17 protein-coding genes and 1 tRNA gene are annotated in these 20,208 nt (G+C 62.1%); 8 read left to right on the forward strand and 10 right to left on the reverse strand.

The window, feature by feature from the left end; all coding sequences use genetic code 11:
- Positions 1–63: 63 nt before the first annotated feature.
- Both DQW91_RS07595 and DQW91_RS07600 read left to right on the forward strand, forming a co-directional pair.
- A complete protein-coding gene (locus DQW91_RS07595) occupies positions 64–1,557 on the forward strand; it encodes a leucyl aminopeptidase (RefSeq protein WP_210205052.1) in 1,494 nt (497 codons plus the stop codon).
- A 1-nt stretch (position 1,558) separates the two neighbouring features.
- Entirely contained in the window at positions 1,559–3,250 is a 1,692-nt protein-coding gene (locus DQW91_RS07600; RefSeq protein ID WP_245410949.1) for a hypothetical protein, read from the forward strand.
- Between the two features lie 99 nt (positions 3,251–3,349).
- Here the strand turns inward: DQW91_RS07600 and DQW91_RS07605 are convergent, their stop codons facing one another.
- Positions 3,350–5,560 (reverse strand): glycoside hydrolase family 113, encoded by a 2,211-nt coding sequence (locus DQW91_RS07605; protein WP_112663014.1) that lies wholly within the window; start codon positions 5,558–5,560, stop codon positions 3,350–3,352.
- A 242-nt stretch (positions 5,561–5,802) separates the two neighbouring features.
- Between DQW91_RS07605 and DQW91_RS07610 the strand changes: the two genes are divergently transcribed.
- From DQW91_RS07610 to DQW91_RS07630, 5 genes are all read left to right on the forward strand, one after another.
- The gene (locus tag DQW91_RS07610) at positions 5,803–7,866 is read left to right on the forward strand and encodes a calcium-binding protein (protein ID WP_198411814.1); all 2,064 of its coding nucleotides are present in this window, start codon (positions 5,803–5,805) and stop codon (positions 7,864–7,866) included.
- A gap of 118 nt (positions 7,867–7,984) precedes the next feature.
- Positions 7,985–8,365 carry a COG4315 family predicted lipoprotein gene (locus DQW91_RS07615; RefSeq protein ID WP_112663016.1) on the forward strand — a complete coding sequence of 127 codons (381 nt, stop codon included), beginning with the start codon at positions 7,985–7,987 and terminating at the stop codon, positions 8,363–8,365.
- Positions 8,366–8,422: 57 nt separating this feature from the next.
- A complete protein-coding gene (locus DQW91_RS07620) occupies positions 8,423–8,932 on the forward strand; it encodes an RNA polymerase sigma factor (protein WP_112663017.1) in 510 nt (169 codons plus the stop codon).
- Positions 8,929–9,750 (forward strand): anti-sigma factor family protein, encoded by an 822-nt coding sequence (locus tag DQW91_RS07625; RefSeq protein ID WP_112663018.1) that lies wholly within the window; start codon positions 8,929–8,931, stop codon positions 9,748–9,750. Before DQW91_RS07620 ends, DQW91_RS07625 begins: the two co-directional genes overlap by 4 nt.
- 147 nt (positions 9,751–9,897) lie before the next feature.
- Positions 9,898–9,988, forward strand: a tRNA-Ser gene (locus DQW91_RS07630).
- 359 nt (positions 9,989–10,347) lie between these two features.
- Here DQW91_RS07630 and DQW91_RS07635 read toward each other — a convergent pair.
- The 3 genes from DQW91_RS07635 to DQW91_RS07645 form a co-directional block, all read right to left on the reverse strand.
- On the reverse strand, positions 10,348–11,409 hold the full coding sequence (locus tag DQW91_RS07635; protein ID WP_112663019.1) for an NAD(P)-dependent alcohol dehydrogenase: 1,062 nt from the start codon (positions 11,407–11,409) through the stop codon (positions 10,348–10,350).
- A gap of 88 nt (positions 11,410–11,497) precedes the next feature.
- On the reverse strand, positions 11,498–12,487 hold the full coding sequence (locus DQW91_RS07640) for an aldo/keto reductase (RefSeq protein WP_112663020.1): 990 nt from the start codon (positions 12,485–12,487) through the stop codon (positions 11,498–11,500).
- A 27-nt stretch (positions 12,488–12,514) separates the two neighbouring features.
- On the reverse strand, positions 12,515–12,913 hold the full coding sequence (locus DQW91_RS07645; RefSeq protein WP_112663021.1) for a (R)-mandelonitrile lyase: 399 nt from the start codon (positions 12,911–12,913) through the stop codon (positions 12,515–12,517).
- 92 nt (positions 12,914–13,005) lie between these two features.
- On the opposite strand from DQW91_RS07645, the gene DQW91_RS07650 reads away from it, so the two are divergent.
- On the forward strand, positions 13,006–13,899 hold the full coding sequence (locus DQW91_RS07650) for a LysR family transcriptional regulator (RefSeq protein WP_112663022.1): 894 nt from the start codon (positions 13,006–13,008) through the stop codon (positions 13,897–13,899).
- An 87-nt stretch (positions 13,900–13,986) separates the two neighbouring features.
- Here the strand turns inward: DQW91_RS07650 and DQW91_RS07655 are convergent, their stop codons facing one another.
- The 6 genes from DQW91_RS07655 to DQW91_RS07680 are packed head-to-tail and all read right to left on the reverse strand — an operon-like array spanning position 13,987 to position 20,174.
- Complete coding sequence (locus DQW91_RS07655) at positions 13,987–15,405, reverse strand: M20 family metallopeptidase (protein ID WP_112663023.1); 1,419 nt, start codon at positions 15,403–15,405, stop codon at positions 13,987–13,989.
- A 30-nt stretch (positions 15,406–15,435) separates the two neighbouring features.
- Positions 15,436–16,308, reverse strand: coding sequence for an alpha/beta hydrolase (locus DQW91_RS07660; RefSeq protein WP_112663024.1), 873 nt, complete (start codon positions 16,306–16,308; stop codon positions 15,436–15,438).
- Complete coding sequence (locus tag DQW91_RS07665) at positions 16,305–17,309, reverse strand: ABC transporter ATP-binding protein (RefSeq protein WP_112663025.1); 1,005 nt, start codon at positions 17,307–17,309, stop codon at positions 16,305–16,307. The genes DQW91_RS07660 and DQW91_RS07665 overlap by 4 nt, the downstream gene beginning before the upstream one ends.
- Positions 17,306–18,289: an ABC transporter ATP-binding protein gene (locus DQW91_RS07670; protein ID WP_112663026.1), complete on the reverse strand. Its 984-nt coding sequence runs from the start codon at positions 18,287–18,289 to the stop codon at positions 17,306–17,308. The genes DQW91_RS07665 and DQW91_RS07670 overlap by 4 nt, the downstream gene beginning before the upstream one ends.
- Entirely contained in the window at positions 18,289–19,200 is a 912-nt protein-coding gene (locus tag DQW91_RS07675) for an ABC transporter permease (RefSeq protein WP_112663027.1), read from the reverse strand. Before DQW91_RS07675 ends, DQW91_RS07670 begins: the two co-directional genes overlap by 1 nt.
- Complete coding sequence (locus DQW91_RS07680) at positions 19,197–20,174, reverse strand: ABC transporter permease (protein ID WP_112663028.1); 978 nt, start codon at positions 20,172–20,174, stop codon at positions 19,197–19,199. Before DQW91_RS07680 ends, DQW91_RS07675 begins: the two co-directional genes overlap by 4 nt.
- Between the last annotated feature and the right edge of the window lie 34 nt (positions 20,175–20,208).

A 20,208-nucleotide genomic window follows, 5' to 3' on the forward strand; every position in this document is an offset into this window, starting at 1 on the left:
TCAGAACGTTTGTCATTGAATGCACAGGGGCTCGCGAAGCCTCGTTCGGTCCTTAGGAGAAACATGATGGACATCACTTTGGCGAAAGGTTCCCCCGAGACGCTGCGCACAGGGCTTCTGGTTGTCGGCGCTTTTGCGCATGGCGAACTCACACCCGCCGCGAAGCAGATCGACACCGCGACCGACGGCAGGCTCTCCGTTCTCCTCAAGCGAGGGGAGCTCGAAGCGAAAGCCGGATCCATCCTGTTGCTGCAGGAAATACCGGGGCTTGTCGCCGAGCGCCTCCTCGTCGTCAGCCTCGGCAAGAAAGAGGAGTTCTCGGAGAAAGCATATCGTGAGGCCGTTGCCGCTGCCGCGAAGGCCCTTGCCGCGAGTGCCACAACGGCAGCCGTCGTGACCCTCACGGATATCGATGTGCCGGACCGCTCCCTCGATTGGCGTCTGCAGACGGCAAGCCGTTTTCTGGCCGACGGCGCTTACAATTTCGACGCTCCGGGCAAGAGACGGGAGAGCAAAAAGACGGAGCGCGGCGTTGAGAACGTTTCCTTGAGCGTGTCAGGCGAGCCGAAGGATGCAGAAGCGGCGATCAACCGAGGACTCGCCATCGCTGAGGGCATGGCTCTTGCCAAGGATCTCGGCAACTTGCCCGGCAATGTCTGCAATCCATCCTACTTCGCGGAAACGGCGCAAAAGCTCGGCCAGGAATTCGGCTTCGATGTCGACGTGCTGGAACGGGAGGACATGGAAAAGCTCGGCATGGGCGCTTTTCTTTCCGTCGGTCGCGCCTCCTACTCACCCTGCAAGATGATCGCCATGCACTACAAGGGCGGCGGCGCAGACGACAAGCCGATCGTCCTCGTGGGCAAGGGCATCACCTTCGACACCGGCGGCATTTCCCTGAAGCCGGGGGCCAATCTCGACGAGATGAAGTTTGACATGAGCGGCGCGGGCAGCGTGTTCGGTGCCATCAAGACGGTGGCGCGGCTCAAGTTGCCGATCAACGTCGTCGGGCTCGTTCCTGCGGCGGAGAACATGCCGGGCGGCAACGCCAGTCGCCCCGGCGATGTGGTGACCTCCATGTCCGGACAGACCATCGAGATCCTCAACACCGATGCCGAAGGACGGCTGATCCTGTGCGATGCGCTGACATATGCGGAGCGTTTCGACCCGGCCTGCGTCGTTGATATCGCAACTCTCACCGGCGCTTGTGTCATCGCTCTTGGCGCGCATGCGAGCGGGCTCTACGCCAATGACGACGAACTCGCTGCGGAACTTCTCGCATCCGGCACGAGCACGGGCGACCGCGCCTGGCAAATGCCCCTGTGGGACGATTACCAATCGCAGTTGAAGAGCAACTTCGCCGACATGAGCAATCTCGGTGGGCAACCTGCCGGCTCGGTGACTGCCGCGTGTTTTCTTTCGCGCTTCACCAAAGCCTACAAATGGGCGCATCTGGATATCGCAGGCACCGCTTCGGTCTCCGGCGATGCCAAGGGTTCGACCGGGCGTCCGGTGCCGCTTCTGACCGATTTTCTCATCAGCCGGGCCGCTCGCTGACGTGAGCGTGCAAGGCCTTGCCGCGCTCCGCCCTCTCAATGCTGCGGAGGAGAAGGTTGTCGCCGAACTTCAGAGCGGCAACTTCGACAGGTTGGGCGACGGTCTGAGGCCTGACTGGGACGATCCGGAGCGCGCCGTTCGCGCGGAGCTTTTGCGCTTTCTCATCCTGGGTGGTGAGGAAGGTTGTCGCCCCCACGAGAAAGGCGTGCGGGTGAGCGGGGCCTGGGTGGCAGGGGTGCTCGATCTCGAAGGATGCCGCATTCCGCGCGACATCGGCTTCAAGGATTGCCGGTTCGACGCCGTGCCGGTGCTGCGCTCCGCCATCATCGACACGCTCTTTCTCGACGGCTCCACACTTCCGGGATTGCAGGCGGATCGTCTCGAAGCGCGGGGCGGGCTCTATCTTCGCGGCGCTGTCGTGACGGGTGAAATACGCCTGCAGGGCGCGCGCCTTGGTGGCCACCTCGAATGCGACGGAGCCATCATCCAATGGCCGGATGGCATTGCGCTCAACGCCAACGGGTTGGAGGCGCGGGGTGGCGTGCACCTGCGTGGCGCGGTCGTGCGCGGAGGAGTGAGCTTGCCGGCAGCACGCCTTGGGGCCGACTTCGATTGCATCGGCGCGCGCATCGGGCGTCCCGGCTCCGTCGCCATCGACGGCGACAACATTGAAGCGCGAGGCGACCTGACGTTTCGTGGTGCCGCGATCACGGGTGAAATCCGCCTGCAAGGCGTCCGCGCGGGTGGCGATCTCGATTGCACCGGCACCGCTCTCTCGCAGCCCGAGGGCGATGCGTTGAAGCTCAATCGGGCTATCATCGAGGGTGCCTTTTTCCTGCGCCAGGGCGCAACGGTCAGCGGCGTTCTCAACATGACCGCGGCAAGCTTCGGCGCTATCGATGACGACAAGGCCTGCTGGCCGCCGAAAGGCGATCTTCTGCTCAACCGCTGTCTTTATGGCGCCTTCATCGGAGGGCCGGTGGACGCCGATACGAGGCTCGACTGGCTTGCCCGTCAGGAGCCCGAACGCTGGAACGAGGATTTTTGGCCGCAGCCTTACGAACAGCTCTCCACCGTGTTTCGGGAAATGGGTCACAACGAGGATGCGCGCGCCGTCCTGATCGCCAAGGAGAGGCTGCAACGGCGCGCACGCCGTGCACGCATGCACAACACATTGCTGCGCGGCCTCCTGGCGGCCAAGGACGGTCTGCTCGGGATCACCGTTCTCTATGGGCGCCAGCCGCTTGTCGCGTTTCTGTGGCTCGCCGTGTTCTGGGCGTTGGGCGTCGTAGTCTTCAACGTCGCCGAGAGTGAAGGCGCGCTCAAGCCGAACAGCCCCGTCGTGCTGCGCTCGCCGGAATGGACCTTGTGCGCTCTTGAACAGACCGAACGCCAGTTCATGCCCGCGACAGGGCAATTCGCCTACGGTCGTGCGGAAAAGGGGCAGACGCAGCTTTCCTGCTTTCATGCCCAGCCCGAAGCCGCGAGCTATCCCGAGTTCAATGCCTGGATGTACTCTCTGGATACGCTGCTGCCTGTCCTCGAAATTGGGCAGATGCAGTATTGGAGGCCCGACCCCTCGAAACCGGGCGGCCCCCTCGCGTTGAACTATTTCTACTTCCAGACCATCGTCGGCTGGGCGCTGAGCCTTCTGGCCGTGGCCGGGTTCTCAGGGATCGTCAAATCGCGATGAGCGAACGGTCTCTATGACCGTCTTGCCATCGCCATCAATGACAACGCGGCCGGAAAGCTAATTCCCGGCCGCGCTCTTTTTTGTCCGTTCCGACGTGGATTACCAGAACCAGAAGTGTTCAGCGGTCAGGCTCGCAGCCTTCACGTTGATCAGGGTCAACTGGTCCTCACCGCCGAGGTTGATCACCGTATCGCGCCCGACCTGTTTCATGCGTGACTGAATGGCCGCGAAGTTGTCGCCGATGGTCGTGCCGTTCATATGGCCCTGGATGATGAGCATGTCGCCACCCTTGATGCTGAAGTCATAGATGGTGTCGTGCTCCATGCCTGCGCCGAACACGAAACGGTCAGCGCCAGCCCCACCACGCAACTTGTCGTTACCGCCCCCGGCCTCGATGACGTCATTGCCGTTGCCGCCACGGATGTTGTCGTTGCCGAACCACCCGCTCAGAACGTCATCGCCGTCTTCGCCATAGAGGACATCGTTGCCGTCATCGCCGTCGATCTTGTCGTTGCCGGTGCCGCCCTTGACGGTATCGTTACCGGTCCCGCCGGAGATCATGTCGTCGCCGCCCTGGCCGTAGAGGACATCGTTGCCGGAGTTGCCATTAAGCAGATCAATGCCCTGGCCGCCGAGAACGGTGTCCTTGCCCGCGCCGCCGGTGAGCATGTCGTCCCCGTCACCACCCTCGAGCCTGTCGGCCCCGTTGGCGCCATCGAGCACATCATCGCCGGCATTGCCGTAGAGTTTGTCAGCGCCCTCGCCGCCCTGGAGCGTATCGCTGCCTTCACCGCCGAACAGCCTGTCGTTGCCGGCAAGCCCGTCGATGAGGTCATCGCCCGCAAGAGCGTTCACCACGTCGTTGCGCGCTGTGCCTGTGATCTCGTCATCACCAGCGCTGGGACGGGTCGAGGGGCCGGAGGTGCCCGTGCCTGTTCCGAATTCGAACCAGGATTCAACCAACGTCGCGGTCGTCTTGATGTGGATCGATCCACCATCGGCGAAAACGACGCGATATCCGTCCTCGACGCTCGTCACGTCCAGGGTGACAAAGCTCGTCGCGGACGTGTTGATGAGGCGGATCTTGTCACCGGTGGTGCCCGACTGGAAATCGGAAATGATGTCAGAGCCGCCGCCGCCGAAATAGATGAACGTATCGGCGCCCTCGGCACCGACCAGCGTGTCGTTTCCGCCGGAACCGTTGATCGTGTCGTTGTTGAAGCCGCCGGAGATGGTTTCAGCCGCAGCCGTTCCCGTGAGCACTCGCCCCGCGATCGGGACGGGGTTCTTCAGGTACGTCTCAATGACGGAATCCGCGACCTTGCCGTGGGTATAATAGCCGTTGTCTGGGGAGGGATCCAAAGGCAGTTGACCCGCATCGTAGTTCCACAACCAGTAACCGCCAATCCAGGGGGCCTTGTAGTCGGTGAGAATCTTGAAGAAGGCCTTGAACATGTTGGCCTGTTCAAGAGGGTCAATGGTGCCGTTCGGCTCCGTGCTCCACGGCTCGCGATTGTTGCCGTCCATGCTGCGGAAGCCAGTTTCCGTGAAGATGAGTGGCTTTCCTTTTTCAATGGCAAGGTCGCGCAGGGCTTCGATCACCGGCTTGTCACCGACAACGTCGCGCACATTCTGGACCGTGGACGGCTTGGTCCAGCCGTCGACCATCTGCTGCAGCGTCGGGTTATAGCTGTTGGTGAAGCTGATATACGGGTTGGCGCCAACGTAATCGAGATGATCCCAGAAGCTGACGTGGAACGCCTCCGTCCAGGTCGCCGCATAGGTCAACTTGCCGGTGTAAACCGCGCGAACGGCATCGATGACCTCGATCCACTTGTCGCGGTATTGCGGGCCCGTCATGCTTTCGATTTCATTGCCGATGGCGAAAGCCGTGACGCCCGCCTCCTGGGCCAACTGCGCGTAGTGAACGGCGGCTTGCTTGTACGTGTCGAACCACTGGTCGACATTCGCAGGATTGATCCAGGCGTTCCATTCGCCGCTCTGGATGTTGACATGGAGCTTGAAGATCGCCTCCATGCCGCGCGCCTTGATCTGCTGCAGCGCCACGCGGATCGAGGCATCGCTTTCCGTGCGATGCCATTCGTCGGTACTGTGCCCTCCCGGATCGGTGTTGTCGCGGTAGACGACACTGGATGTCAACGAATCCATGTAAACAGTCGGAACGATCACAACCTGCGATGCGCCGTCCTTCTGGATCTCATTGAGGGTCTCCTGGGTCCAAGGCATCATGTAGTTTCCGTCATTCCAGGACGGAAGACTCTCAGCCTGAAATTCGAACAACTTAGCCATATCTACTTTCCGAACGTAACGATCACTGTGAAGACAAGAATCGGCCATGTTGGCCTACACTTTTCTGACGCAGATCTAACCAGATCGCGGAATCCCCGAAACCGTTGATTCGACTAGGTTTGCGGCTGTTTTTCTTTGCGGTCCATTTTTGGAAAGTCAGTGTGTTTGAAGGGGGCGAAAGGATGCCCGCTTCCGCTACGCAAGTGCCTAGCACTCAAATCCAGAAATCTCAGGATACAAACATGGCAGCCGTCGTTACCGGACCGGAATTCCGCCTCAATGGCACGGCGTACACACCCGTACTGCACACCAACGAGCAGGTCGTCCGGCTCAACGACGGAGGATTTGTCGCCGTCTGGCAGGTCGATGCTGAAACGATCGGGGAAGGCGCGTGGGATTTGCGCGCGCAGGTCTTCAATGCCGACGGCAGCCGACGGGGAACCGAGCAGGTCGTGGCCAGCGGCACCGGAACCGAAGACGCGCCGAAAGTGGCGAGCCTCAAGGGCGGCGGGTTCGTGGTGACCTGGCTGCACCTTGCTGAGGGCTCCTCGTTGCCGGATCTGCAGGCGCGTCTCTACAACGCCAGCGGCACCGCCACGGGTGGCAAGATGACACTGGTGCAAGGCGGTGAGAACGGAGTTTTCTCGCAATCCGTCACCGGCCTTGCCGATGGCGGGTTTGCTGTCACCTACGACCGTGGATTTTCCAGCCAAAATCCGGAGAGCCTGGGATCGACGGATATCCGCTTCCAACGCTTCAACGCCTTCGGCCAATCCGCCGTCGGTGAAAAGATCATCGAAGGTTTGAGCGCCGGCACGCAGCAGGACCCGATCATCACGACCCTCGCCGACGGCAATGTCGCCCTGGTCTATACGGATATCGGCCCGGAGCTGAATGAAGAGGGAGATACGACCCTTCGCGTTCGCGTTCTCACGCCGGACGGAGATGCCGTTCCCGACACCGCGGATGAGATTCTGCCCGCCATGACGGAATGGCGGCAAACGAGTGCCTCCCTGACGGCGCTCGCCGACGGGCGCTTCGTCGCGACATGGCTCCACTGGGACCCGAACGCGGGCGATGACTCCGCCGCGTGGATTCGAGCCCGCATTTTCAATGCGGACGGCACGGCGGCGAGCGGTGACTTCGAAATCGGCCAGACGATGGACAGCGCGCGCAATCCGGGATCGATCACCGCGCTTCCGAACGGCGGCTTTGCCATTGCCTATGGCACGCCCGGCGCACAGGAAGATGTGTCTCCCCATGTGCGCCTCGCCGTCTACGACGCTTACGGCAACGCCGCCGGCTCGCAGCTTTCGTTGGGCGCTGGGCCGGGAGATGCCATTCGCACTCCGCATGTGACCTCGCTCGGGGATGGCCGCCTGCTCGTGTCGTGGACGAGCCTGACCATGACCTACAGCGCCGATCCCAGCTACGACCCCGAAACCGGTGAGCCCCTTCCCGCGGTCCCCTTCGCGGACGATGGCAGCGGCGGTGTCAGAGCGCAGATCGTCGACACCCGCACATCCGGCATCTCGACAACGGGTACGCCCAACGACGACATGACCATCGGCACGCCGTTCAATGACATGATCGGCGGCGGCGGCGGCAACGATACGCTCATCGGCGGAGCCGGCAACGACATCATCGACGGCGGCGTCGGCACGAACCGGCTGGTTGGCAACGATGGAGACGATCTCTACTTCGTCAACTCTTCCACCGACACCGTGGTCGAGGCCGTGGGCGGTGGATACGACACCGTCATGGCGAGCGTGAGCTTCGCACTCTCCCTCGACACCGAAGTGGAAGTGCTGAGCCTTGCAACATCGACCGGGCGCAAGGCTCTCAAGCTGACGGGCTCGAACACCGCCAACATCATCAAGGGCAATGCAGGCAACAACACCCTGGACGGCCAGGGCGGAGACGACCGGCTGTTCGGCTATGGCGGCAACGACGTTCTGACCGGCGGTGCCGGAAAGGACACATTCGTGTTCAGCATCAAGCCCGACAAGAAAACCAACGTGGACAAGGTGACGGACTTCAAGGTCGTCGACGACTCGATCTGGCTCGAGAACGCCGTATTCAAGGCGCTCGGCAAGACCGGATCGGAGAAAAAGCCGGCCAAGTTGAAGAAGGACATGTTCTACATCGGCAAGGCCGCCCACGACGCGAGCGACCGCATCATCTACGACAAGAGCTCGGGGGCGCTCTATTACGATGCCGACGGCACCGGCGCTCAGGAGCAGGTCAAGATCGCCCAGTTCAAGAAGGGTCTGAAGATGACCAATGCCGACTTCTTCGTGATCTGATCGGACGATCACCGCAGCGGCAAAGCCGCCAGTTCGCGCATCGTGAAAAAGATGCGGAATAAATCCCCTCTCCCGGGTGTCTTAATGGTTGGGTCATCGGCGACCCGGGAGAAACCTCATGTTCAAGAACATCGCACAAGCAGCCATCATTCTCGCCGCCCTCGGCACGGCTGGCATCGCTCTCGCACAGGATGCCAAGGTGGCGGAAACCTCCAAGGGCAAGGCCCTCGTGGACGCGAAGGGCATGACCCTCTACGTCTTCGACAAGGACTCCGCCGGCAAGTCGGCCTGCAACGATGCCTGCGCCACCAACTGGCCCCCGCTGAAGGCGGCCGCCGACGCGAAAGCTTCCGGCGATTGGAGCGTGATTACTCGCGACGACGGCGCCAAGCAGTGGGCTTACAAGGGCAAGCCGGTCTATACATGGGCGAAGGATTCCAAGCCGGGCGACGTCACCGGTGACGGGGTCAACAACGTCTGGCACATCGCGACGCCCTGATCGGGACAAGGGCAGGCCGCACGACGGCCTGCCCCATCTACCGAGGAGCCTCCCTTCGTGGAAGAGATCGCCACCCTGCTCGAACCGCATATTCCGGCGCTGCGCCGTTATGCCTGGGCGCTCTTGCGCGACGACGACATGGCGGATGATCTCGTGCAGGACACCCTCGAGCGCGCGATCTCGCGTTGGCACTCGCGGCGACGGGACGGTGACCTGAAGGCGTGGCTCTTTACGATCGAACGCAACCTGTTCCTCAACCTCCTGCGCCAGCGGACCAGCCGCGGGCCTCATGTGGGAGAGGAAGCCCTGGAGAACGTAGCGCTCGATGCAGGACACCCCGATGCCGCGCTCGGCGCGCGCGACGTTCTTGCGGGTCTCGATACGTTGCCGGAAGAACAGCGCTCGGTCTTGCTTCTGGTCGGTGTTGAGGACCTGTCTTATGACGAGGTCGCAAAAGTGCTCGACGTGCCGGTGGGAACCGTCATGTCCCGCCTGAGCCGGGGCCGGGAAAAACTGCGGCAATACATGGAGACTGGTCGCGCAATGGTTTTGCGGAGGGTCAAATGACAGGTCAGCGCCCCATCGGCGAAGACGATCTGCAGGCCTATGTGGATGGTCGCCTCACCCCCGAGCGGAAGGTGAGCGTGGAGGCCTATCTGAAGGCCAACGAGGCCGCGGCCTTCCGCACTGTTGCCGACCGCGACCATCGCGAGGCCCTGCGCGCCCGCCTTGCCTTCAAGGCGAACGAACCGATTCCTGCGCGGCTGCGGGTCGCCAACATCATGGCGGAGCGCCGCCGCCCCGCGATCCGACACCTCGGCACCATCGCGGCAGCCGTATCCTGGCTCATCGCAGGAGGAGTGCTCGGCTGGTCGGCGAACCAATGGATAGCCTCCCCTCGCCTCGCACCCCCTGCCGTGCTCGCCTCGAACACGGCAACCTTGAGCGCCATCGCAGCCTACCGCACCTATGTGGTGGAAACGGCCCACCCTGTGGAAGTGCGCGCCGATCAGGAGGCGCACCTGGTTCAGTGGCTCTCCCGCCGCCTCGGCAAGCCCCTCCTCGCCCCTGACCTGTCCCAACAGGGCTACCAGCTGATGGGCGGACGCCTCCTGCCGGCAGAGGGAAAACCCGCCGCGCTGTTCATGTACGACGACGCCCAGGGTACCCGGCTGACGCTTTACGTGCGCCCTGGCGATGAAGGCGACCAGACGGCGTTTCGATTCGAGGCGCAAGGCGATGTTTCGGCGTTTTCATGGATCGACCAGGGCCTGTCCTATGTCGTGACCGCAAAAACGGACCGGAGCCGCCTGCTTGGCACCGCCGAAGCCGTCTATCGCCAGCTTGAGCAAGGCTCGAGCGAGAGCAGGAAGGGCAAGCTCTGATTCCACGACCAGAGCTTCACCCCTGTCGGCCCCGCTTGGGTAAGGCCTCGGGAATTCAGCCCTCCTCCGCATCGAACGCCGAGCCCACACCTTTGCGCCACAACAGCATTGACCGCGCCCCAATCACCTCTTAAGTACTCCGCCACCGGAGACGTGGCCGAGCGGCTGAAGGCACTCGTTTGCTAAATGAGCATACCCCAAAAGGGTATCGAGGGTTCGAATCCCTCCGTCTCCGCCACCTTCCCCCCAAGTATCTGATAAATAAGGCCTTCAAGCCATCATTGGTGTCCGGCGCTGCCTTTGCCGTGAGGGGAGCGCTACGAAACCATGAGGACGAGGGTGAGCCTTGTCACACGCGGCAGGACATTCTGATGCCGGCGGACGATCCCTGCTCCGCGCCGGGAAAGCGTTCCCGGATTATGTAGGCCGCCGATCCTTCTCTTTGATCTGACCTGGGAATGCGGGCTTCACGCCAGTCGATGCGAGCTCGAGTTTTTAGTGTGAGACCTGGAAGTTGCTCACTCCCGATCTCCTTCGTTATTGCCAGCGAGCGCCGACGCGCATGGTGAACCAGCGCGTCGGCAGCATATGTAATAATCAGGCCGTCAGGGACACCATGTCGATCACGAAGCGATAACGTACGTCACTGCGTTCCATGCGCTCGTAGGCCTCGTTGATCTCGTCCATGCGGATCGTCTCGGTTTCAGGCAGAATGTTCTTGCGAGCGCAGAAGTCGAGCAGCTCCTGAGTCTCGGCGATGCCGCCGATGGGCGAGCCCGCGACACGCCGACGCCCCAGCAGGAGCGGGACAGAGGACATTTCGTCGAGTGGTCCGATCTGGCCCACGAGCACCAATGTGCCGTCCACGTCCAACAGCGGCAGATACGGATTGAGGTCGTGCTTGTTCGGAACGGTGTCGATGATGAGGTCGAAGCTGTCGTGCGCCTGCGCCATGGCTTCAGGATCGGTGGAGACGAGCAACCGGTTGGCGCCAAGGGCCAGCGCATCGGCCCTCTTGTCGGGCGTGCGGCTCATGACCGTCACATGAGCGCCAAGGCCCGAGGCGAGTTTCACGGCCATATGGCCGAGACCACCCAGACCAATCACGCCGACCCGGCTGCCCGGCCCAACATTCCAGGTGCGCAGCGGAGAGTAAGTCGTGATGCCGGCGCACAGTAGCGGAGCGGCCCGAGAGAGATCGAGACCATCCGGAACGCGCAGGACGAATTCCTGGCGAACGACCAGGTGCTTGGAATAGCCCCCTTGGGTCATTTCCTGCGTGATGCGGTCAAAGCCGCCATAGGTTCCGGTATTGCCTTCACGGCAGAGTTGCTCTTCACCCTTGCGGCACTGGTCGCAATGCTGGCAGCTATCGACCATGCATCCCACGGCGACATGGTCGCCCACCTTGAAGCGCGTCACCTCGGGGCCGACCTCGATCACACGGCCGACAATCTCGTGGCCGGGAACGACGGGATAGTTCGACCAGCCCCAATCGTTGCGCGCCCAATGCAGATCAGAGTGACAAACGCCGCAATAGAGAATTTCCATCGCAACGTCGTTGGGACGCAAGGCCCGCCGCTCGAAGGAGAAAGGCTGGAGACGCGCGCCTACGGACGGAGCCGCATAGCCGAATGTTTTGTAACGAAAGCTTGCCATGTATTCATTCCCTTCATTGGGTTGGCATGATCAAAGACATTTCAGCCGCCTTTAGGTGAAACGGCTGATGCAAGATGCGCCACGGCGATCAACGATTGATCCGCGCCTGAAGATTCGCCGGATACCGATCTCCCTGCACTGTGATCTTGGAGAGAGCCTCATTGATCTCACGCAAGTCATCAAGCGTCAGCTCAACTGAAGCCGCGTTGATATTCTCCTTGAGGCGATGAAGCTTCGAGGTGCCGGGAATCGGCACGATCCAGGATTTCTGGGCAAGCAGCCACGAGAGCGCAATCTGGGCGGAGGTCACATGCTTGCCAGCAGCGATCCGCCCCAGCAGATCGACAAGAGTCTGGTTCGCGTGCCGGGCCTCCGGCGAAAAGCGCGGAACGACATTGCGGAAGTCCTTGGCATCGAAAGTCGTGCTCTCGTTGATTGCTCCCGTGAGAAACCCCTTACCGAGCGGACTAAAAGGCACGAAGCCGATGCCAAGCTCCTCCAATGTTGGCAGGATTTCCTGTTCAGGTTCTCGCCACCACAAAGAGTACTCGCTCTGGAGCGCTGCAACCGGCTGCACCGCGTGAGCGCGGCGGATCGTATGTGCACCCGCCTCGGACAATCCGAAGTGCTTGACCTTTCCTTCCTTGATCAGATCCTTGACCATTCCAGCCACGTCCTCGATCGGCACGTTCGGGTCAACGCGATGCTGATAGAACAGGTCGATGCGGTCGGTTCTTAGCCGCTTGAGCGCGGCCTCCGCGACTTCGCGGATGTGCTCCGGACGGCTGTTCATGCCGCTCTGACCACCTTCCGCGTTGAACTCGAAGCCGAATTTGGTGGCTATCACCACCTGGTCGCGAAAAGGAGCCAGAGCTTCGCCCAAGAGCTCTTCGTTCTTGTAAGGGCCATAGGCCTCGGCGGTGTCAAAGAAGGTGACGCCGCTCTCGAAGGCCGCTCGGATCAGTTGGATCGCTTCCTGCGTTTCTGTCGCGGGGCCATAGCCGTAGCTCAAGCCCATGCAGCCAAGGCCGATAGCCGAAACTTCAAGCCCGCTCTTTCCAAGTCGGCGTTTCTGCATTGTCTTCCTCCTGCGAAAGGTAGTCTGTCATTCTGCCTGGTATTGCACGTCGGAGACATGCTCCAGCCAATCGACGGCCTTGCCGTCGAGCGCTTCTTGAATGGCGATGTGGGTCATGGCCGTGGTCGGGGCAGCACCATGCCAGTGCTTCTCACCGGGCTCGAACCAAACCACGTCACCGGGCCGGATTTCCTCGATTGGTCCGCCCTCCCGCTGGACCCGGCCGCAGCCTGCCGTCACGATCAGGATTTGGCCGAGGGGATGCGTATGCCATGCGGTGCGAGCGCCGGGCTCGAAGGTGACCGCGTTGCCTGCTGCACGGGCCGGAGCACTCGCCTGGAATAGAGGGTCTATCCGCACGATGCCGGTAAACCACTCCGTCGGCCCCTTGCCGGAGGGAAGAGAACCGCTTCGCGTGATTTTCATCGTTCTTCTCCTTCGCTGATCGAGATCTAATGTTTTTGGGCGCAGGCGATTAGATGGTAAAAACGTCTTGGGCTTATATTTGGAATTCATAAATGCATCGCGACGAGCTTGGCGATCTGATGGCGTTTCTGGCCGTGGCGGAGGAGCGGAGCTTCACCCGGGCCGCGGCTAAGCTCGGAACCTCGCAGTCTGCACTCAGCTACACCATGCGTCGACTTGAAGCACGGCTCGGCGTCCGCCTCCTGGCCCGCACCACGAGGAGCGTCGTGCCGACGGAGGCCGGGGAACGCCTGGTTCGCACCATCAGCCCGGCGTTCGATACGATCGATGCCGAGATAGCCGCGCTGAGCGAGTTTCGTGACAAGCCCGCCGGCACCATCCGCATTACCACCGGCGAGCATGCCGCTCACACGATCCTCTGGCCAACCCTGGAACAACTGCTTCCAGATTACCCCGACATCAAGGTTGAAGTCGTCATCGATTACGGCCTCACCGATATTGTCGCGCAACGTTACGACGCCGGGATCCGTCTTGGGGAGCAGGTCGAGAAAGATATGATCGCGGTGCGTATCGGACCCGACTTGCGCATGGCGGTGGTCGGTTCACCGTCCTACTTCGAGAAACGCCACAGGCCGAAGAATCCGCAGGATCTGGTGAGTCATGACTGCATCAATCTGCGCCTGCCGACTTATGGCGGCCTCTACGCATGGGAATTCGAGAAGGACGGGCACGAGTTGAAAGTGCGCGTCGAGGGACAGCTCGTGTTCAACGTCACCGAACTCGCCCTCAATGGAGCACTGGCAGGCCTCGGGCTGGCATATCTTATGGAGGATCACGTTGAGACGTACCTCGCCGATGGTCGTCTCGTGCGGGTGCTCGCCGATTGGTGTCCGCCGTTCTCCGGCTATCACCTCTATTATCCGAGCCGCCATCAACCTACGCCAGCTTTCGCTGTGCTGGCAGATGCACTGCGTTATCGAGGCTGAAGCGCTGGGCTACTCTCTTGAGCCTCAACAGCCTGCCGTCTGCCCCATCAGAGACCGGGCTGCCTGCGGCAGCCCGAAATCCGGAGATCAGCCGCGCGACATGTCCAGCGGGGGTTCGACACCCTCGCGCAAGGGGCTCTCGTAAGGCGTTGCCCGCGTTCTCTCAGCGAGGTCGGCCTTAGCCGCTGTAATCAGCGCAGGATCGATGATCGCGGCCATGCCGGTTGCAGCCATGGCCTTGGCGACATGAACCATAGCCTTTTGCGCTGCCGGCATCTTGCCCTGGGCGACGACCTGCCAGGTGTGGAACGGCGTGCCGATTGCCACCGTCGGAGCGTGGGCCTGAACGGTGGGCACCACCCAGCTCACATCGCCGATATCGGTGGAGCCGATCATCGGCTTGCGCGGTGAATCGAGGGGCACAAGGAAATCGGCGAGCGGCGCATCGGTCTGCGGCTGGCCGATGGCCCGATAGACCGACGCGATCTCCTGCTCGGACAAGGTCGCGCGGATCTTCTTCGCGAAGTCACGGTCCGCACCATCGAAAGGCGGCGGGCCGAGCTCTTCCATCGCATTGTTCAGAGCATGTTCGAGCGGTGAGTTACCAAGGGTGTTCGACACGGCGCTGACGATGCGCATCTCCACGCTCGTCTCCGTCATGAGAGCCGCGCCTTGCGCTATCTTGTGCACGCGCTCAACCAGCTCGATCATGCCGGGTAGGTCCATGGCGCGGATCGAGTAGCGCACGCGGGCATAGGCCTGCACCACGTTCGGCGCGATGCCGCCCGTATCGAGCAGGGCATAATGCACGCGCGCATCGGAGGGCATGTGCTCGCGCATGTAATTCACGCCCACATTCATCAGCTCCACCGCATCGAGTGCGCTGCGCCCCAGATGAGGAGCTGCGGCGGCATGAGCTGCGCGGCCCCTGAACGCGAAGTCGGCGCGGGTGTTGGCGAGCGACAATGCCGGCGCGACTTCCCAGAAGCTGTAAGGATGCCAGGAGATGGCGATATCGGCATCGTCGAATGCGCCGGCGCGCACCATGAAGGCCTTGGCCGCGCCGCCCTCTTCCGCGGGGCAGCCGTAGTACCGGACGCGACCCGGAATGCCCTTCTCCGCAAGCCAATTCTTCAGGGCGACGGCGGCAAGCATCGCGCCCGATCCGAGAAGGTTGTGGCCGCATCCGTGCCCGTGTCCGCCGGCTTCGATGGGCTGATGCTCCGCGACGCCGGATTCCTGGCTCAAGCCCGGAAGGGCATCGTATTCGCCCAAGAAAGCGATGACCGGACCGCCCTCCCCTGCCTCGCCGATAACGGCGGTCGGAATGCCGGCAACGCCCTCGTTGACGCGAAAGCCCTGATGACGCAATTCCGCAGCATGCTCGGCCATTGAGCGGACTTCAGTGTAGCAGACCTCGGGCATTCCCCAGACCCGATCGCTCAAGGCAATGAGCCTGTCCTTGGCGGCATCTACTTGCTGCCAGATCTCATTTCGAACGTTCATGTCTTGCTCCGAAGTCTGCGTTTATGGGCGTCACAGGGCGGCGGGTTCGCTGGATACCAGTTCTTCAGCCGGCGGAATACGTCCCTCGAACCAATAGGCGGCGGCGGCGCGCGACATCGCCGCGCCATCATGGCCCACGCCTTCAATGCGGATCAGTTTCCAATTGAACGGAAGACGGCGACGCTCGGCTTCATTGCGGGCGAAGTCGTAAACGAAATGAGCGCGCGCATAGCGGTGCTGCCCTTGCCTCAAAGCCTCGGCCTGGGCAGGCAGGCTCGGATCGTCGGTGACGATGTCCTGATCGCCTGCGAAGATGTGCATCGGATACGCGAACCAGCGCGCCAATGTGGTTTCGTCCAGACCGATCCCGCCGAGTCCTTCGGGGAAAACGCGATCAAGCGTCGGCAAGGTGTACCAGCCGGGATTGCCGGCGATGACGGCCTCGAAAGATTCATGATCCTGCGTCGCGAGAAGTCGATGAGCGAACTGTCCGCCCGCCGAGTGACCGTAGAGCCGGACCTTCGCGCGGCGCGTCACGCCGCCTTTCCGCAGAGCGGCAAGGACGCGCGCGGGCACGGCATAGAGCCATTTCTCGAAAGGACGCACGCTTGCGCCCTCCCCGATGATCAATCCGTTGTTGTAGGATTCCGCGTTGGGAAAGTGCGCGTCGGAAAAAGTCGGCGCGGCAATCAGGATGCGGTGTTTCTCCGCCGCAGGAATCCAGAAATCGCGATACTCGTCGCCATTGCGGAGCATGCCGTGCTGGACGATGACGACCGGATCGTCGGGACCATGATCGGCCGGGCGATAGAAGTTCACTTCAAGAGGCCGGTCGGGGTGGAACTGATCGACGAAGGGAAGCGTGCTGCGGCCGATCTGAGGAGTAAGCGTGGTCGTCGTCATGCGTTGTCCGAATTATGCAAATGGCAGGCTGCGCTTCGTCCGGGAGCGATCTCTTTCAGGACCGGGCGGACTTCACGACATTTCGACGTGGCGTGCTCGCAGCGGGGGTGGAACGGGCAACCGCTCGGCGGCGCCAGCGGTGAAGGCAACTCGCCCTTCAGCGGCTGGAATGCGCGCTTGCGCCGTTCCGTCGAAGGGCTCGCAGCGATCAGGGCTGCACTGTAGGGATGGGCCGGTTTGGCGAAGACTTCGGCAGCAGGCCCGATCTCGACAATGCGTCCGAGATACATGATCGCGACCCGGTCGCTGATGTGCCGGACGACACCGAGATCGTGACTGACGAAGAGGTAAGTCAGCCCGTGCTTCTCGCGAATGTCCATGAACAGGTTGACGACCTGCGCCTGGATCGAGACGTCCAATGCGGAAACCGGCTCGTCGCAAACGAGGAAATTCGGCTTCACCGCGAGCGCGCGGGCAATGCCGATGCGCTGGCGTTGTCCTCCGGAAAACTGATGCGGGTAACGGTTCTTGTAAGCGAGATCGAGGCCGACTTCGGTCATGGCCTTGTCTACTGCAGCGTCGATCTCGCTCTTCGGCACCAGGCTATGAACGCGAAGCGCCTCTCCGACGATGTTGCCCACCTGCATGCGCGGATTGAGCGACGCATAGGGGTCCTGAAAGACCATCTGGACCTTGAGGAGAAAATCCAGCCGCTCCTTGCCCCGGAGTTCGGCGACAGGCCGCCCTTCATAAACGATGTCCCCGGCGCTGGGCTTGGAAATGCCGGTCGCGATGCGCGAAAGCGTAGACTTGCCGCAACCGGACTCGCCGACAAGGCCCAGCACCTCTCCTCGCATGACGCTGAGATCGACGCCATCGACCGCGCGCAAGACGGGCGGCGGCGGCGCGTTGCCGGTTGCGGCGAGAATGCGCTGCGCGAATGTCTGCTTGCCGCGGAAGTGCTTCTTCACACCTCGCAGCTCGAAGAAAGGAGCGTTCATGGGGCGCTGCCCTCAGGCACGGGGTTGTGGCAACGATAGCTGTGTCCGTCCGTCCGGATTTGAGACGGTGGATCGAGCTCGGCGCAGACAGGAAGGGCTCGCTCGCATCGCGGGCGGAACGGGCATCCGCTCGGGCGTGCGTCGATGCTGGGAGCCGCGCCGTTGATCTGCTTCAGGCGCTCACCCGGAGCAACCGTCGCGGCGGAAGAGGCGAGCAGGCCGAGCGTATAGGGATGGCGGGGGCGGTCGAGAACATCGTCGACGGTTCCCGTCTCGACGATTCGCCCGGCATACATGACAGCGACACGGTCAGCGAGTTCGGCGACGACGGCGAGATCGTGCGTGATCCACAAAAGCGCCGTGCCGGTTTCGCGGCTGAGCTTCTGAACTTCGAACAGGATCTGGCTCTGGATCGTCACATCGAGCGCGGTCGTCGGCTCGTCGGCAATGATCAGATCGGGCTCGTTCAGGAGCGCCGTCGCAATCGCAACGCGCTGGCGCATGCCGCCCGAGAATTCATGCGGATACTGCTTCAGGCGGGCTTCGGGGGAAGAGATGCCGACGCGGGACAAGGCCTGCGCCGCTTCTTTCAACGCCTCCTGCGTGCTGCATTGGCGATGCTCCCGAATGGCCTCACCCATCTGCTCGCCGATGGTGAGAACCGGGTTGAGCGTCATCAGCGGATCCTGAAAGATCATCGCAATGCGGTCGCCGCGCAGATTGCGCAGACGCTCATCGGAAGCCTGCCGCAAATCCTCTCCCTTGAAGAGAACATCGCCGGCAACGATCTCGCCTGGAGGATCGATCAGTTGCACCAGCGAGAACCCAGTCACGGATTTGCCGGAGCCGGACTCGCCGACGAGGCCCACGATCTCGCCCGGCTGCACGACGAGATCGACGCCATCGACGGCGGGCCAGGCACCCTTGAGATCATGAAATACGGTTTTGAGCCCGCGAACTTCGAGCAGTGACGATGTCATTAGCCCCTCACGTTGAAGCTGCGGCGCAGGCGCTCGCCCACGAGATTGAGAGACATGATCAACAGCACGAGAGCGATGCCGGGAAAGGCGGCGATCCAGTACTCTCCCGAGAGCAGAAACTCGAAGCCATTGGCGATCAGAAGTCCGAGCGAGGGTTGGGTCACCGGAACGCCGACGCCGAGGAAGGAGAGCGTGGCCTCGAGCGTGATCGCACTCGCGATGCTGATCGTGGAGATGACAAGCACCGATCCGATGGAGTTCGGAAGCAGATGCTTCAGCATGATGTGGCGGGTCGGCAGGCCGAAATTGACGGCGGCCTCAATGTATTCCTTGCGCCGCTCCACGAGCGCCGCAGCGCGCATCAGCCGGGCATATTGGGCCCATTGTACGAGAATGATCGCGATGATCACCTTGTCGACGCCCCTGCCGATGGACGCGAGCAGAACGAGCGCAATGAGGATCGACGGAAAGCCGAGCATGAAGTCGACAATACGCATGATGGCCGCATCGACGGCCCCGCCGAATTGCGCAGCGACCAGCCCCGCAAGGACGCCGATGGCGAGCGCGCCTGCTGTCGATGTCAGACCGACCAGCAGGCTGGTCCGCAGGCCGTAAAGGATAGCGCTCAGCATGTCGCGACCCTGCGCATCGGTGCCGAGCCAGTAGGTAATGCCGGTCATCCCTTGGGAGCCGGGTTCAAGACGGTTATCCATCACGCTCAGCGACGCAAGATCGTGCGGGTTTTGCGGGGCAATGAAGGGAGCAAAAAGCGCGAGAAGCAGCAGGATTCCCAGAAGGACGATTGCGCCGCGCGTCGTGGGGCGGTTCTTGATCCGGCGCAGAACCCTCTTGCGCAACGACGTGTCGGCATAATCCGGCACCGTCGGCGCGACCGATTTCGACAGGATCATGCCATGTCTCCCGTCAACTTCACACGAGGATCGAGCGCCGCGTAAAGAACGTCGACGAAGAAATTCACGGCGACGAAAAGCAGGGTCGCGAGCATCACGTAAGCGACGACGACCGGGCGATCGAGATGATAGATGCTGTCGATGAGCAGCTTGCCCATGCCCGGCCATGCGAACACGGTCTCGGTGATGGTCGAGAAGGCGACAAGGCTGCCGAATTCCATGCCGGCCACCGTCACGACAGGGATCAGGATGTTGCGCAGCACATGTCGCCCGACGATGCGTCTGCGGCGGACGCCCTTGGCGCGGGCATATTTCACATAGTCCTGCGTCATCGCTTCCGTGGTTCCCGCCGCGACGAGGCGGATCATCAGCGCCATGTTCGGAATAGCGAGGTTGAGTGCGGGCAGAGCAATATGCCGCAGGCCATCGAGCGTCAGCAGGCTCGTCGGCACGCCGAGGATGAAAACGGTTTCACCGCGTCCCGCCGTCGGCAGCCATCCGAGGAAAACACTGAAGAGCAGGATCAGCATCATGCCCTTCCAGAAGCTCGGAAGGGAAAACCCGAGGATCGTCCCGGCCATGATCGCGCGGCTCGGGCGGCTCTCGGGATTGAGGCCGGCAAGAAGACCGAGCGGCACGCCGATGAAGGCCGCAACGCTCATGGCCAGAAGGACGAGTTCGAAAGTGGCCGGCAGTCTCGCCAGGATCAGACCCAAGGCAGGCACGCCATGCACGAAGGAGGTTCCGAGATCGCCTTTGAGAGCGCTGCCCAGGAAGGAGAGGTATTGCTGCCAGACGGGCAGATCGAGCCCGAGGCGACGGATCATCGCCGCGCGTTCAGCGGCGCTGACTTGCGGAGGAACCAGGAGTTCGATCGGGTCTCCGATGCCGTAGACGGCAAGGAAGACCACAATCGAAACCGCGAGCAGAACCAGGACGCTCTGGATCAGACGCTGCAAAATGTAGGCAGTCATGTCAGGCGTTCCGGTCTGCTCGCGGGCTCTTATC

The organism is Microvirga flavescens, from assembly GCF_003290125.1.
In the GTDB taxonomy this organism is placed as follows: domain Bacteria; phylum Pseudomonadota; class Alphaproteobacteria; order Rhizobiales; family Beijerinckiaceae; genus Microvirga; species Microvirga flavescens.